The following is a 13,690-nucleotide window of genomic DNA, read 5'->3' as shown; positions in this document are numbered from 1 at the left end:
CAACCATGGCAGACCTGTTCGACAACCCGATGGGCCTGATGGGCTTCGAATTCGTGGAATTCGCGTCGCCCGCGCCCGGCGTGCTGGAGCCGCTGTTCGAGAAGCTGGGCTTCACCCTGGTGGCCAAGCACCGTTCCAAGAACGTGCTGCTGTACCGCCAGGGAGGCATCAACTTCATCATCAACAATGAGCCGGGGCAGGCCGCCTATTTCGCGGCCGAGCACGGCGCCTCGGCCTGCGGCCTGGCCTTCCGCGTCAAGGACGCGCACCAGGCCTACAAGCGCGCGCTGGAGCTGGGCGCGCAGCCGGTGGAGATCCCCACGGGTCCCATGGAGCTGCGCCTGCCGGCCATCAAGGGCATCGGCGGCGCGCCGCTGTACCTGATCGACCGCTTCGACGAAGGCAAGTCCATCTACGACATCGACTTCGAGTTCCTGCCCGGCGTGGACCGCAACCCCAAGGGTCACGGCTTCCATGTGGTGGACCACCTGACGCACAACGTCTACCGCGGCCGCATGACCTACTGGGCGGACTTCTACAGCAAGCTGTTCAATTTCCGCGAGATCCGCTACTTCGACATCTCCGGCGAGTACACCGGCCTGGCCTCCAAGGCCATGACCGCGCCCGACGGCCTGATCCGCATTCCGCTGAACGAGGAATCGCGCCAGGGCGGCGGCCAGATCGAGGAGTTCCTCATGCAGTTCAACGGCGAGGGAATCCAGCACATCGCGCTGCTGACGGACAACCTGCTGGACTCCATCGACCAGCTGCAGATGGCCGGCATTCCGCTGCTGACCGCGCCCAACGACATCTACTACCAGAACCTGGAAGGCCGCCTGCCCGGCCACGGCCAGCCCGTGGGCGAGCTGCAGGCACGCGGCATCCTGCTGGACGGCACGACCGAGGGCGGCCAGCCGCGCCTGCTGCTGCAGATCTTCTCCCAGCCCATGCTGGGCCCCGTGTTCTTCGAGTTCATCGAGCGCAAGGGCAACTACCGCGAGGGCTTCGGCGAAGGCAATTTCAAGGCCCTGTTCGAGTCCATGGAGCGCGACCAGATCAACCGCGGCGTGCTGCAGGCCGAGGCACCGCAGGGCGCCTGATCCCGACGGACGCAGCGCGCCTGCCCGGCCCTGGCCGGGTGGGCGCGCTGTCGTCAGGGTAAACACGGGCGGCCCTACACTCGGTGCCCATGAATTCCCCCTCGATGCAACCGGTGGCGCTCGGTCAAAGCGCATTGCAAGTCAGCCCCATCTGCCTGGGCACCATGACGTTCGGCGAGCAGGTCGGCGAGGCCGAGGCCTTCGCCATCATGGACCGCGCGCTGGAACGCGGCGTGGACTTCTTCGACACGGCCGAGATGTATGCCGTGCCCGCACGCGCCGAAACCTGCGGCGCCACCGAAACCATCATCGGCCGCTGGTTCGCCCAGCGCCCCGGCGCGCGGGCCAAGGTCGTGCTGGCCACCAAGGTGGCCGGTCCTTCGCGGGGCATGCCCTGGGTGCGCGAGGGCAAGGGCATGACGGCGGCCGACATCGCCGCCTCCTGCGAAGGCAGCCTGCGCCGCCTGGGCACGGACGTGATCGACCTCTACCAGATCCACTGGCCCGAGCGCAATGTGCCGGCCTTCGGCCAGCTGTACTACGACCCGTCCAAGGAAGGCTCGCAGACCGGCATCCACGAGCAGCTCGAGGCGCTGGGCCGCCTGGTCCGGGAAGGCAAGGTGCGCCACATCGGCCTGTCCAATGAAACGCCCTGGGGCGTGCACGAATTCGTGCGCCTGGCCGAGCAGCACGGCCTGCCGCGCGTGGCCTCGGTGCAGAACGCCTACTGCCTGCTCAACCGCAGCTGGGAAAACGGCATGGACGAAAGCTGCCACCGCCTGGGTGTCTCGCTGCTGGCCTATTCGCCGCTGGCCTTCGGCCTGCTCACGGGCAAGTTCGACGTGCATGCGCCCACCGATCCCGCTGCGCCGCAGGCCGCACGCATTGCGCGTTACGAATCGGTGCGCAAGCAGCGCTGGGGCCGGCCCGAAGCCCTGGCCGCCGCGCGCCGCTACAACGCGCTGGCGCGCGAGCATGGCATGACGCCCACGCAGCTGGCGCTGGCGTTTTGCTACACCAAGTGGCAGGTGGCCAGCACCATCATCGGCGTGACCTCGGTGGCCCAGCTCGATGAGGACCTGAACGCCTGGGGCACGCAACTGTCGCCCGAACTGCTGTCGGCCATCGACGCCATCCGCTGGGAAGTGCGCGACCCTGCGCAATAGGCCTCAGCCCCGCGCCTTCAGCGGCTGCACTCGCCCTTGAGCGCAGCAGCCGCCAGCATGGGCAGGCTCAGCAGGCTCATGCCGCCGCCCTTGAACTCGCCCTTCATGCAATCGCCCTGGGCGGCCTCGCGCATGCCGCTGGCCAGCGGGTCCTCGCGCTGCGCATGGATCTGGGGCCTGACCAGGCCCTGCCGGGCCGCCGACTGCACGGCCTCGCGGCCTGCGGCCGAGTCCAGCAGGCGGCCCATGGCCCTGGCGCTGCGCGCGGTGTCCGGAGCGGCCTCGGTGTCGGCGGGCACAGGCGCTTGCGGCGCGGCGGCTGTTGCGGCTTCCTCCATGGCCTTTGCCGCCCCTGCGCTTTGCCTTGATGGCGGTGCGACGGCGGCGGTGTCCGGCCGTCGCGTAGGCGGGGACGCGGGCGCCGGTCCGGGCCGGGCAGCCGCTGGAGCAGGAGAGGGGGCCGGCGTCGGCGTCGGCATCGGCATCGGCGTCTCGACCCAGACCACCTGAAGGCGGTGCTCCTCGGCCTGCCCGGTGCCGGGCCGCGCAATGTCCGGGGCCAGACCCTGCCACAGCAGCGCCCCATGAAGCAGCAGCGACAGCAGCAGGCCCGCGATCAGCCGCAGCCGCCCGCTGCTCAAGCCTCGGGCCCTGCCACCCATTCCAGCAGGTCGCCGGGCTGGCACTGCAGTGCCTCGCAGATGCGCTCCAGCGTGTCGAAGCGCACGCCGCGCACCTTGCCGCTCTTGAGCAGTGAAATGTTCTGTTCGGTGATGCCGACCATCTCGGCCAGTTCGCGCGAGCGCATCTTGCGGCGCGCCAGCATCACATCGAGGTGGACGATGATGGGCATGCTCAGACGAATCCCGCGTTCTCGTCGGCGATGCGCCGCGCCTGCAGCATCACATGGGCGATGGAGACCAGCACCACGCCGAGCAGGACCAGCAGGCCATCGTGCCAGTACAGGCCCAGCGTGACGAAGCGCTGCCCTGGCGGATTGCCCATGCTGGCCGCCACCGACATCAGCGCGCGCGTGAAGGGCAGGGCCAGCGCGCCCGCCAGCACCGTCCAGGCAAAGCGCATCAGGGCGTGCTGCGCCTGCTGGCCGAAGACACGGCCCTGCAGGTACTCGCCGAACAGTGTCCACAACTGGCGCAGCGCATACAGGCCGCAGCCCACGGGCAGCAGGCTGACCAGTGCGGTGCGCCAGCGCGCAGCCATGTCCAGCGGCTGGCTGGGCGGCATGCCCAGCAGGCCTTCCGCCTGGCCCGAAAGATCTTGCGGCGACAGCAGGGCGGCTGCCGGCAGGGCCAGCAGCGCGACGGCACCGAGCGCAATCAGGATGCGCGCCGCCTGGGAGTGGCGCCTCAGGGCGTTGCCCGCGGCGTGGGGCGTATAGTTCATGGCACAGCCTTGTATTGATGAATCGATAAAAAATTATTGTAAAACGATAAAAAATTCATGTCCAAGAAAAACTCTCATGTCAGCGAGACACCGGCCACGCAGCTGCTGCGCGCCCACAAGGTGGAGTTCACCGAGCACCCCTATGAATACCTGGAACACGGCGGCACCGAGCACAGCGCGGCCAGCCTGGGCCTGGACGAGCACATGGTGGTCAAGACCCTGGTGATGCAGGACCAGGACGCCAGGCCGCTGATCGTGCTCATGCATGGCGACTGCAAGGTCTCCACCAAGAACCTGGCGCGGCAGATCGGCGCCAAGAGCGTGGAGCCCTGCAAGCCCGAAGTCGCCAACCGCCACAGCGGCTACCTGGTCGGCGGCACCTCGCCCTTCGGCACGCGCCGCGACATGCCGGTCTATATCGAAGAGAGCATCCTGGCGCTGCCGCGCATCGCCATCAACGGCGGGCGCCGGGGCTTTCTGGTGCAGCTGGACCCGCAGGTCTGCGTGCAGCTGCTGGATGCACGGCCCGTGCACTGCGCGCTGGCAGAATAGATGCCCTGAAGAAATGAACATGACTTGCGCACACGGGAAGGCGGCCACCGCCTCCAACGGGTTCGCGCAGGTCCTGATGAAAAACATGTGTCGGCGATCAGGGAGGGCGGGCCATCATGGCCGGCCGGATCGCGCGCCGGCGCTCCACAGACCGGCCAAGGACTTCAATTGAACGCGCTCTACCCCCTTCTCGCCACCGTGGCGGCCTACCTGATCGGCTCGCTGTCGTTCGCCGTCATCGTCAGCCGGGCCATGGGCCTGAATGATCCGCGCACCTACGGCAGCGGCAACCCCGGTGCCACCAATGTGCTGCGTTCCGGCAGCAAGGCGGCAGCGGCCGTGACCCTGTTGCTGGACGCCGCCAAGGGCTGGCTGCCCGTGGCCCTGGTGCAATGGTTCGGCAGCCGCTTCGGCCTGGGCGACGGCACGGTGGCCATGGTGGCGCTGGCCGCCTTCCTGGGCCACCTGTACCCGGTGTTCTTCCGCTTCAAGGGCGGCAAGGGCGTGGCCACGGCCCTGGGCGTGCTGCTGGGCATCAGCGTCTGGCTGGGCCTGGCGGTGGCGCTGACCTGGCTGATCATTGCCGTGTTTTTCCGCTATTCCTCGCTGGCGGCCCTGGTGGCCTCCGTGTTCGCCCCCGTCTACTACCTCCTGTGCAGTGGCGTGGTCTGGTATGCCGAGACGCCGATTGCCGCCGCCATCGTCGCCATGGCGGCCCTGCTGATCTGGCGCCACCGCGAGAACATCCAGCGCCTGATGGCCGGCAAGGAATCCAGGCTGGGCAGCAAGAAGGCCGACCCGGCAGCCGCCGCGGCCAAGCCCGGCACGGCCAAAGGCAAGCCGCATTGACCGCCGCCACCGCGCTGCGCTCCACGGGCGCAGCTTGCGTGAATGGCGTGGCCGGCCAGCCGCGCTCCAGGCCCTCTCACCACTGACGACCTTCTTACATGGCATCGAGTCCATCGCAGCGCGTCTACCGCGCACCTTGCCCCGGCTGCGGCGCGCCCGTGGAATTTTCCAGCGCCCAGGCCAGCTACGCCGTCTGCGAGTTCTGCCGCAGCACCGTGGTGCGCCAGGGCGATGTGCTGCAGCGCCGCGGCTCCATGGCCGAGGTCTTCGAGGACTACAGCCCCCTGCGCATCGGCGCCACGGGCCAGATGCTGCGCAACGGCAAGCCCGAGCACTTCACCCTGGTCGGGCGGCTGCAGCTCAAGAGCGAGGCGGGCGCCTGGAGCGAATGGGTGGCCGCGTTCAGCGATGGTGCGCTGGGCTTTCTGAGCGAGGACAACGGCCAGTTCGTCTGGTCCTGGCCCTGGGAGGCCGAGGCCCTGCGCAACGGGCCGTTCAAGGCCTCCGACTGGCTGCTGGGCTCGCAGCGCGTGCTCGGCGGCAAGAGCTTCACGGTCAGCAGCGTGCAGAACGCGCGGCTGGTATCGGCCCAGGGCGAGCTGGCGCAGCTGCCCGAGCCCGGCACGCCGTACTGGCTGGTGGAGCTGCGCAGCGAGCAGGGCCAGGTCCTGTCCGTGGACTTCTCGTCCCAGCCGCCTGCGCTGAGCCTGGGCGAACGCGTGGTGCTGGACGACCTCAGGCTGCAGGGCCTGCGCGACGGCGCCTCGCTCAAGGGCGAGCAGGGCAGGCACTTCAACTGCCCCAAGTGCGGCGCCGTGGTGCCTGTGCGCTTTTCCACCACCAAGAGCCTGAGCTGCCCCAGTTGCGGATCGCTGGTGGACCTGAGCCAGGGCATTGGCAAGGAACTGTCCTATGCCGAACAGAACGAGCCCGTGCGCCCCGCCATCCCCCTGGGCAGCAAGGGCGCATTGGAAGGCCTGCAGTGGCAGGTGGTGGGCTTTCAGCACCGCATGGGCGAGGAGGCCGGCGACGACGAGAGCTTTGGCTGGGAGGAATACCTGCTGTTCAGCCAGAAGGCCGGCTTCGCCTTCCTGGTCGATTCCTCCGATGGCTGGAGCATGGCCCGCGTGACCACGGGCGTGCCCAAGCTCTCCAAGAACCGCAGCACGGCCAAGTACATGGGCCGGCAGTACCAGCTTGAATCGCGCTACACGGCCGAGACCACCTATGCGCTGGGCGAGTTCTACTGGCCCGTGCAGCGCGGCCAGACCACGCGCAATGTGGACTATGTGAGCGCAGGCGCGCAGAACAAGGCCTTTCTGGCCAGCGAGACCGAGAACGGCGAGACCACCTGGTCGCATGGCAGCGCCGTCTCGGCCACCACGCTGGCCACGGCCTTCGGCCTCAAGCAGCTGCGGGACCGCTCGCAGGTCGGCGTGATGTCGGGCAGCCGCTTCGGCCTGTGGACCATCGTCATCGGCGTGGTCATCCTGTGGCTGGTGTTCGTCATGCTGCGCGGCTGCATGTCGCGCCCGAACTGCAACCCGAACACCGATCCCAACTGCAACAGCTACACCCGCAGCAGCGGCGGCTCCTGGGGTGGCTACACCTCGGGCGGCAGCCACAAGTAAACAACGGAGAAACTGATCATGAACTTCGACTGGTTCAACCCCGCCGCCTTCTTCGGCTCGATCCTCTATGCGCTGGTGGGCGTGGTGGTGTTCTGGCTGTGCTTCATCATCATCGACAAGATCACGCCCGTGGACATGTGGGCCGAGATCGTCGAGAAGCACAACAAGGCGCTGGCCATGGTGGTGGCCGCCATGTGCCTGGGCATCAGCATCATCGTCGCTGCCGCCATCCATTGAACGCGGCCGCCTGGCCCCCCCGCACTCCCCATCTCCCGCCGACACGCAGCCCGCCTGAAAAGGTGCGGCTGCGCTGCGCATGGCGGCGTTGCTGCGTCGCAACAAATTCCTTGTTGATAGTGAGTTTGCAAATGATATTCGTTTGCATTCTAAATAGAATCGCCCCCTTCATTCGAAGAGAGGGTTTCCATGACAGACCATCAAGCTGCCCGCAGGGCAAGGCTTTCAGCGGGTGTGACCGCTGGCATCATCACCACCGCGCTGGCGGGCGCGGTCCATGCCCAGGAGGCCGCTCCAGCCGTTCCAGCCGATCCGGCCCAGGCACAGACGCAGCCGCAGCCTCAACAGGCCCACACGCTGCCCACGCTGCAGGTCAACGCCTCCCAGTACGACCCTGACGACGTGCGCCCCGAAGGCGTGACCACGGCGACCAAGACCTACCTGGCGCCCAAGGACATCCCGCAGACCATCGATACGCTGGAGGTCAACAAGTACAAGAGCTACGGCATCAACGACCTGGCCACCATGCTGGACGGCGTGCCGGGCGTGAACACCACCTACGACATGCGTGGCGAGGGCGTGTACATCCGCGGCTTCAAGGCCGACGAGAGCGACATCTACCGCGACGGCGTGCGCGAAAGCGGCCAGGTGCGCCGCAGCACGGCCAATGTGGAGCGCATCGAGATCCTCAAGGGACCGGCCTCGGTGCTCTACGGCCGCAGCGCGGGCGGCGGCGTGGTCAACATGGTGAGCAAGCAGGCGCGCTTCGACGCCAAGAGCAGCATCACGCTGCGCGGCGGCTCCTGGGACAACGTGGGCGGCACCATCGACATCAACCGCGTGCTCAACGAGAACGTGGCCGTGCGCCTGACGGCCGACCGCGAGCAGGCCCACAGCTTCCGCGAAGGCATACGCAACCGCAACGAGATGGTCTCGCCCAGCATCCTGGTGGACACCCGCACGGGCTGGCGCTGGACCGGCCAGTACACCTATGACAACGTCTGGCGCGTGCCCGATCGTGGTCCGGTCTATGACCAGTTGCCAGCCGGCGTTTCCATCCGCAAGGGCTTCGCGGCGCCGGGCGACTACGTGGAAGATCGCCTGCGCGTGCTGCGCTCCGACCTGTCCTATGACTTCAACAACCGCTGGAACCTGCGCTGGGTGGCCAGCAAGCGCGAGGCCAGCCAGGACTTCGACCACTATTTCGCCGGTACCTACCGCGCCGCTACCGGCAAGATCACGCCCAACTACGCTTGGCAGCAGACCCGCAACACCACGCTGTCCAACACGCTGGACCTGACGGGCAAGTTCAGCACGGGCAGCATCAAGCACGACCTGCTGGTGGGCCTGGAGGCCAGCGAGGAAGAGCGCGCGCCGCGCGTCGGCCAGCCCGGCAGCACCTTCTCCTACGATCCGTTCCAGCCCATCGTCTGGCCCAGCCGTCCGGTGCAGGGCAATCCGACCCAGGACAACTATCACAAGGGCAAGGGCCAGGCGCTGTACATGCAGGACCTGGTCAGCCTGACCGAGCAGTGGAAGTTGCTGTTGGGCCTGCGCTACGACAGCTACGACTTCCAGAGCACCAACAGGATCGCTAATCTCACGCGCAAGACCGACGGCAACGGCTTCAGCCCGCGCGTGGGCGTGGTGTGGCAGCCGGTGCGTGAGCACAGCTTCTATGCGTCCTGGAACAAGAGCTACTCGCCCTATGGCGGCCGCGGGATCCTGACCGTGGAAACCGCCGTGGGCGCGGTGCCGGACGATGAGCCCCAGTACTCGCGCCAGTCCGAGGTCGGCGTCAAGAGCGACTGGCTGGGCGGCGCGCTGTCCACCCAGGTCTCCGTCTACCAGCTGGAGAAGTACAACATCCGCTACCGCCCCGATCCCGAGAACGATCCCTACACCTGGGCCATCCGGGGCAAGGACCGTTCGCGCGGCATCGAGTTCAGCGCGGCCGGCCGCGTGGCCAATTCCTGGTATGTGCGCGGCGGCGTGGCCTTCATGGAGGCCAAGGTGGCTGAAGACGCGCAAAACCCCGCCAACGTGGGCCTGTACCTGCGTGACACGGCCAAGCGCAACGGCAACCTGTTCCTGCGCTATGCGCCCAAGGGACCCTGGTACGGCGAAGTCGGCGTGACCTACACGGGCAGCCGCTTCACCAACGCCGCCAACACGGCCATCCTGCCCGGCTACTCGCGCTGGGATGCGCTGGTGGGCTGGCGCCAGGACGCCTGGACCGTGACCGTGGCGCTGTCCAACCTGTTCGACAAGCAGTACTGGCGCTCCAGCTCCATGCCAGGCGCACCGCGCAGCGTTCTGGTCAGCGCCAACTACCAGTTCTGACGGCGGCGCCCGAGGCGCTGCGCTCCTTCCCGCTTTGCACGGTGTGCGTTGCACGCGGGAAGGGGCGCATCGCGCACAATACCGGCCGTGCAAACCTCAGCCCCTCTTGCCGGCGCGCAGCCGGCGCGTCCCATCGACATCGCCCTGCTGGTCAGCGTCTTCGTGATCGCGGCCTGCGGCCTGCTTTACGAACTGGCTGCGGGTGCGCTGGCTTCCTATCTGCTGGGCGACTCGGTCCTGCAGTTCTCCACCATCATCGGCAGCTACCTGTTCGCCATGGGCATCGGCTCATGGCTGTCGCGCTATTTCGAGGACCATCTGCCCGCGCACTTTCTGCGTATCGAGCTGATGGTGGCCCTGGTCGGCGGCGCGCTGCCGGCCACGCTGTTCATTGCCAACGCCTACGCGCCCGGCGCGTTCCGGTTCCTGCTGTACGGCATGGTGCTGGTGGTGGGCACGCTGGTGGGGCTGGAGATTCCGCTGGTGATGCGCATCCTCAAGCGCAATGTGACGCTCAAGGACCTGGTGTCCCAGGTGCTGACCTTCGACTACCTGGGCGCGCTGGCCGTGTCGCTGGCATTTCCGCTGCTGCTGGTGCCCAAGCTGGGCCTGGTGCGCACGGGGCTGCTGTTCGGCTTCATGAATGCGGCGGTAGCGGTCTGGGCACTGCTGCTGTTTCGCCATGAACTGCGGCGACCGCGCGCCCATGCCCTGGCCTGCGCTGCCGTGCTGGCCCTGCTGGGCACGGGCATCTGGGGCGCCGACCATCTGACGCGCCTGGCCGACGACCATTTCTACCAGGACCGCATCGTGCTCTCCAGCAGCTCGCCCTACCAGCGCATCGTGGTGACGCAGGGGCGCCAGGGCGCGCGGCTGTACCTCAACGGCAACCTGCAGTTCGCGCAAAGCGACGAGTACCGCTACCACGAGGCCCTGGTCCACCCCGTGATGGCCGCGCATGGCGCGCCCAAGCGCGTGGCCGTGCTGGGCGGCGGCGACGGCATGGCCGTGCGCGAGGTGCTCAAGTACCCCTCGGTGGAGTCGGTCACCCTGGTGGAGCTGGACCCGGCCATGACGGACCTGTTCAAGGACAACGCCATGCTGCGCCGGCTCAACGGCGAAGCGCTCAGCGATGCGCGCGTGCACATCCTCAATACCGATGCCTTCCACTGGCTGCAGCAGGGCGGGGAGACCTTCGACGTGGTCATCGTCGATTTCCCCGACCCGACCAATTTCGCCATCGGCAAGCTGTTCACCAACAGCTTCTATGCCTTGCTGGACAAGCGCCTGGCGGCCAGCGGCTACGCCGTGGTGCAGACCACCTCGCCCCTGATCGCACGCAAGAGCTACTGGACCGTGGTGCAGACCATCGAATCCATCGGCCTGCAGGCCACGCCCTACCACGCCCATGTGCCCAGCTTTGGCGAATGGGGCTTCGTCATCGCCAGCCACCGCCCTTGGCGCGAGCCCGATGCCCTGCCTGCGGGCCTGCGCTTTCTGAGCGCGCAGACCATGGCGCTGATGTTCGACTTCCCGCTGGACATGGCGCGCGTTCCGGCCGAGGTCAACCGCCTGTCCAACCAGGTGCTGGTCAACACCTACGAGCGCGAATGGGGCCGGGTGGAGCGTTGAGCACCGGCCTCTTGCCCCTGTGGAGCCGGCGCCAATGGCTGCAGGGCCTGGCCGGCGGAGCGGCCCTGGGCCTGGGTCTGCCCGGCTGTACGCCAACGCCACCGCGGCTTGAAGACCTGCCCGGCGGATTCAGCGGCGTGGCGCTGGAGCGCGGCCATGCCTTGCGCGCGTTCTGGCAGCGCCTGGCCCAGGGCCTGGCGCTGCCGCCGCCGGCCGTGGTGCACCGTGCCAAGGTGGTGATTGCCGGCGGCGGCATGGCGGGCCTGGCCGCCGCGCGCGCACTGGAGCTGGCGGGAGTGCAGGGCGTGGCCCTGCTGGACACGCAGCAGGCCATGGGCGGCAACAGCCAGGGCGGCAGCATTGCGGGCCTGCCCTGTCCGCTGGGTGCCCACTATCTGCCCCTGCCCGGCGACGATGCGGCCGAGGTGCAGGACTGGCTGGAGGCTCTGGGCCTGCGCCAGCGCCGCGCGGGCCGCTGGCAGTACGACGAGCGCCATCTGTGCCACAGCCCGCAGGAGCGCCTGTTCTGGCAGGGCGCCTGGCATGAGGGCCTTCTGCCCGTCGATGGCGTGGCGCCGCGCACGCTGGAGCAGTACGAACTCTTTGCGCGCAGCGTGGCCCAGGAGATGGACAGGGCGGCGTTTGCCATGCCGTCCATCCGTGTCTGGCAGCGCGAGGGCCGTCTGCCCGCCGCCCATGCCGCGCTGGATGGCCAGACCATGCAGGCCTGGCTGATCAGCCAGGGCATCGATGATGCGCAGCTGATCTGGTATCTGGAGTACTGCTGCCGCGACGACTTTGGCGCGGGCCTGGCGCGCGTATCGGCCTGGGCAGGCATTCACTATTTCGCCAGCCGCCATGGCTTCTCGGCCCCGCGCCGCCAGGACGAGCGAACGGCAGAAGAGGCCGGCGATGCCGTGCTGACCTGGCCCCAGGGCAATGGCTGGCTGTCACAGCAGCTGGTGGCAGGGCTGGGCTCCACCGACCTGCAGACGGATTGCAGTGTGCTATCCATTGCCGAAGGTGCCGACGGTGTGGAGATCGACGTCTACCACCATGGCCGCCAGCAGCACGAGCGCTGGCTGGCCGCGCGCTGCGTCGTGGCCCTGCCCAGCTTCATCGCGGCACGCGTGGTGCGCGATGCGCCGGATTTCCTGCGCGCGGTGGCGGGCCGGCTGGACTGGGCGCCCTGGCTGGTGGCCAACATCCATCTGCAGCGGCCGCTGGCCGACCGGCCCGGCGCCGATCCGGCCTGGGACAACGTGCTGTTTGCCGATCCGAATGCGGGCGGTCTGGGCTACGTGGACGCGGGCCACCAGGGCCTGGACCGGCTCACGCCCCGGCCCACGGTGCTCAGTTACTACCAGGTGCTGGGCGACTGGCCTGACGGGCGCGCGCAACTGCTGGGCCAGCCCTTCGGCTTCTGGCGGGACCGCATCGTCGGCAGCCTGCTCGTCCCCCATCCCGACCTGCTGCACAAGGCCACGCGCATGGAGATCACGCGCTACGGCCACGCCATGGCCATTCCCCGGCCTGGCGACCAGCAACTGCTCAGCCAGGTGGCGCTGCAGTCGCACCACCGGGGCCGCAGCGCGCAGTGCGCCGGCGAGCGCGTGGCCCTGCTGCCCACGCCGGGCACGCGCCGCCTGTGGTTCGCGCATTCCGACTGGGCCGGCTACTCGGTGCTGGAAGAGGCCTTCACGCGCGGCCACCATGCGGGCCTGTGGGCCGGCGCGCGAACCTGAGGCTGTTCGCGGTGGCCACATGCGCGTGGCAGGCGCTTCAGATGTTGCCCGGCACCTGCACCATGCGGTACAGCGACTGGCTGCCGCGTGCGGCGAGCACGCCCAGCTGCGCCAGCGTGCGCGGGTCCAGCTCCAGCGTGATGGCGGCGCGTGCCAGTGCCGAGCGGATGCGGGGGCCGTCCTCGCCTTCATGGATGACGGGCGGGTAGAGGCTGGCGCCATCGGCGCCGATCACGCTGGCCACCAGCGGCGGCTGCGGCGGCTCGCCACGGCGCAGCACCACGGCGATGTCGCCGTTGTCCAGCCGCACGTAGGTGCCGGGCGGGCACAGGCCCACGGCCCGCACCAGCGCAAAGCCCACCTCGTCGGAGTATCGCTGCTGCTGGGTGAGCGCGCGCAGCGACTCGGCGGCGCTGCGGCCTTCGCGTGACTTGCGCGGGCTGATCAGGGCCGCGTAGCGGTCCACCGTGCCCAGGATGCGCACCAGGCGCTGCACCGGGGGCAGTGTGGCCAAGGGCTGCTGGGGCACGGCTTCATGGTGGCGGGCCACCAGTTCCAGCCACTGCGCGTCGTTGACGAACAGCCGCGCCAGCAGGGCCTGGCTTTGCAGCGGATGGCGCTGCACGGCCTGCTGCTGGGCGGGGGTCAGCGGCTCGCGCTGCAGCGCCAGTTCGTCCTGCAGCGCGTTCATGCCGATGTTCATGGTCAGCGCGCCGCGTACCAGGGTGCGGTGCTCGGTCTCGTTCAGGCGCAGCTCGCGCGCCAGCACATGGCACAGGCAGGCGCAGACCAGGGCATGGGAGGCGCTGTAGCCCACGGTGGAGGAGCAGGCGCGCTGGAACATCAGGTACAGCGCGGCATCGCTGTCGTGGGCGATCAACTCCTGCAGCCACAGGTCGATCTGCTGCAGCTTGACCAGGAAGCCCTGCACCTGCAGCGGCGCGGACAGCAGCACGGACAGCGCGGCCTCCAGGTCGGACCACAGGCCCAGCAGGTCTTCGTAAGAATCGTCGGGGCGTCGGCTCATCGGT

General features: G+C 68.4%; 13 protein-coding genes. 9 read left to right on the top strand and 4 right to left on the bottom strand.

The genetic code is table 11. The features are described from left to right. Positions 1-5 precede the first annotated feature (5 nt). Together hppD and IAE24_RS23470 are read left to right on the top strand one after the other, a co-directional pair. The gene (hppD, locus tag IAE24_RS23475; RefSeq protein WP_063325866.1) at positions 6-1,100 is read left to right on the top strand and encodes a 4-hydroxyphenylpyruvate dioxygenase; all 1,095 of its coding nucleotides are present in this window, start codon (positions 6-8) and stop codon (positions 1,098-1,100) included. A 104-nt stretch (positions 1,101-1,204) separates the two neighbouring features. After that, the gene (locus IAE24_RS23470; RefSeq protein ID WP_043819649.1) at positions 1,205-2,266 is read left to right on the top strand and encodes an aldo/keto reductase; all 1,062 of its coding nucleotides are present in this window, start codon (positions 1,205-1,207) and stop codon (positions 2,264-2,266) included. Positions 2,267-2,283: 17 nt separating this feature from the next. Here the strand turns inward: IAE24_RS23470 and IAE24_RS23465 are convergent, their stop codons facing one another. The 3 genes from IAE24_RS23465 to IAE24_RS23455 are packed head-to-tail and all read right to left on the bottom strand — an operon-like array spanning position 2,284 to position 3,670. Further along, on the bottom strand, positions 2,284-2,907 hold the full coding sequence (locus IAE24_RS23465; RefSeq protein WP_199961844.1) for a hypothetical protein: 624 nt from the start codon (positions 2,905-2,907) through the stop codon (positions 2,284-2,286). Continuing rightward, a complete protein-coding gene (locus IAE24_RS23460; RefSeq protein ID WP_013801570.1) occupies positions 2,904-3,119 on the bottom strand; it encodes a helix-turn-helix domain-containing protein in 216 nt (71 codons plus the stop codon). Before IAE24_RS23460 ends, IAE24_RS23465 begins: the two co-directional genes overlap by 4 nt. A gap of 2 nt (positions 3,120-3,121) precedes the next feature. Further along, positions 3,122-3,670: a DUF2975 domain-containing protein gene (locus IAE24_RS23455; RefSeq protein WP_199961843.1), complete on the bottom strand. Its 549-nt coding sequence runs from the start codon at positions 3,668-3,670 to the stop codon at positions 3,122-3,124. 57 nt (positions 3,671-3,727) lie between these two features. Here IAE24_RS23455 and ybaK point away from each other — a divergent pair, with 57 nt between their 5' ends. From ybaK to IAE24_RS23420, 7 genes are all read left to right on the top strand, one after another. Further along, the gene (ybaK, locus tag IAE24_RS23450) at positions 3,728-4,222 is read left to right on the top strand and encodes a Cys-tRNA(Pro) deacylase (protein ID WP_012206589.1); all 495 of its coding nucleotides are present in this window, start codon (positions 3,728-3,730) and stop codon (positions 4,220-4,222) included. A 168-nt stretch (positions 4,223-4,390) separates the two neighbouring features. Continuing rightward, a complete protein-coding gene (gene plsY, locus IAE24_RS23445) occupies positions 4,391-5,071 on the top strand; it encodes a glycerol-3-phosphate 1-O-acyltransferase PlsY (RefSeq protein ID WP_013801572.1) in 681 nt (226 codons plus the stop codon). 98 nt (positions 5,072-5,169) lie between these two features. Beyond that, a complete protein-coding gene (locus IAE24_RS23440; RefSeq protein WP_199961842.1) occupies positions 5,170-6,702 on the top strand; it encodes a DUF4178 domain-containing protein in 1,533 nt (510 codons plus the stop codon). Positions 6,703-6,720: 18 nt separating this feature from the next. Further along, entirely contained in the window at positions 6,721-6,939 is a 219-nt protein-coding gene (locus tag IAE24_RS23435; RefSeq protein WP_013801574.1) for a DUF350 domain-containing protein, read from the top strand. A gap of 189 nt (positions 6,940-7,128) precedes the next feature. Then, complete coding sequence (locus IAE24_RS23430; protein WP_199961841.1) at positions 7,129-9,282, top strand: TonB-dependent receptor; 2,154 nt, start codon at positions 7,129-7,131, stop codon at positions 9,280-9,282. A gap of 87 nt (positions 9,283-9,369) precedes the next feature. Continuing rightward, positions 9,370-10,914, top strand: coding sequence for a polyamine aminopropyltransferase (locus IAE24_RS23425; RefSeq protein ID WP_013801576.1), 1,545 nt, complete (start codon positions 9,370-9,372; stop codon positions 10,912-10,914). Beyond that, positions 10,893-12,659, top strand: a complete 1,767-nt coding sequence (locus IAE24_RS23420) for an FAD-dependent oxidoreductase (RefSeq protein ID WP_199961840.1) — start codon at positions 10,893-10,895, stop codon at positions 12,657-12,659. Before IAE24_RS23425 ends, IAE24_RS23420 begins: the two co-directional genes overlap by 22 nt. A gap of 37 nt (positions 12,660-12,696) precedes the next feature. Here IAE24_RS23420 and IAE24_RS23415 read toward each other — a convergent pair whose 3' ends face one another. Then, positions 12,697-13,686 carry an HD-GYP domain-containing protein gene (locus tag IAE24_RS23415; protein ID WP_199961839.1) on the bottom strand — a complete coding sequence of 330 codons (990 nt, stop codon included), beginning with the start codon at positions 13,684-13,686 and terminating at the stop codon, positions 12,697-12,699. Positions 13,687-13,690 lie beyond the last annotated feature (4 nt).

The organism is Delftia sp. S65, assembly GCF_016516495.1.
Classification (GTDB): Bacteria; Pseudomonadota; Gammaproteobacteria; order Burkholderiales; family Burkholderiaceae_C; genus Comamonas; species Comamonas acidovorans.
Note: the sequence above shows the minus strand (reverse complement) of the source record. Positions and strands in the feature narration are given on the sequence as shown.

What these genes read in the sequence shown, in the direction of transcription:
- hppD (WP_063325866.1), top strand. Translation starts at nt 6, where the DNA reads ATGGCAGACCTGTTCGACAACCCGATGGGCCTGATGGGCTTCGAATTC.
- IAE24_RS23470 (WP_043819649.1), top strand. Translation starts at nt 1,205, where the DNA reads ATGCAACCGGTGGCGCTCGGTCAAAGCGCATTGCAAGTCAGCCCCATC.
- IAE24_RS23460 (WP_013801570.1), bottom strand. Translation starts at nt 3,119, where the DNA reads ATGCCCATCATCGTCCACCTCGATGTGATGCTGGCGCGCCGCAAGATG.
- IAE24_RS23455 (WP_199961843.1), bottom strand. Translation starts at nt 3,670, where the DNA reads ATGAACTATACGCCCCACGCCGCGGGCAACGCCCTGAGGCGCCACTCC.
- ybaK (WP_012206589.1), top strand. Translation starts at nt 3,728, where the DNA reads ATGTCCAAGAAAAACTCTCATGTCAGCGAGACACCGGCCACGCAGCTG.
- IAE24_RS23440 (WP_199961842.1), top strand. Translation starts at nt 5,170, where the DNA reads ATGGCATCGAGTCCATCGCAGCGCGTCTACCGCGCACCTTGCCCCGGC.
- IAE24_RS23435 (WP_013801574.1), top strand. Translation starts at nt 6,721, where the DNA reads ATGAACTTCGACTGGTTCAACCCCGCCGCCTTCTTCGGCTCGATCCTC.
- IAE24_RS23430 (WP_199961841.1), top strand. Translation starts at nt 7,129, where the DNA reads ATGACAGACCATCAAGCTGCCCGCAGGGCAAGGCTTTCAGCGGGTGTG.
- IAE24_RS23420 (WP_199961840.1), top strand. Translation starts at nt 10,893, where the DNA reads ATGGGGCCGGGTGGAGCGTTGAGCACCGGCCTCTTGCCCCTGTGGAGC.
- IAE24_RS23415 (WP_199961839.1), bottom strand. Translation starts at nt 13,686, where the DNA reads ATGAGCCGACGCCCCGACGATTCTTACGAAGACCTGCTGGGCCTGTGG.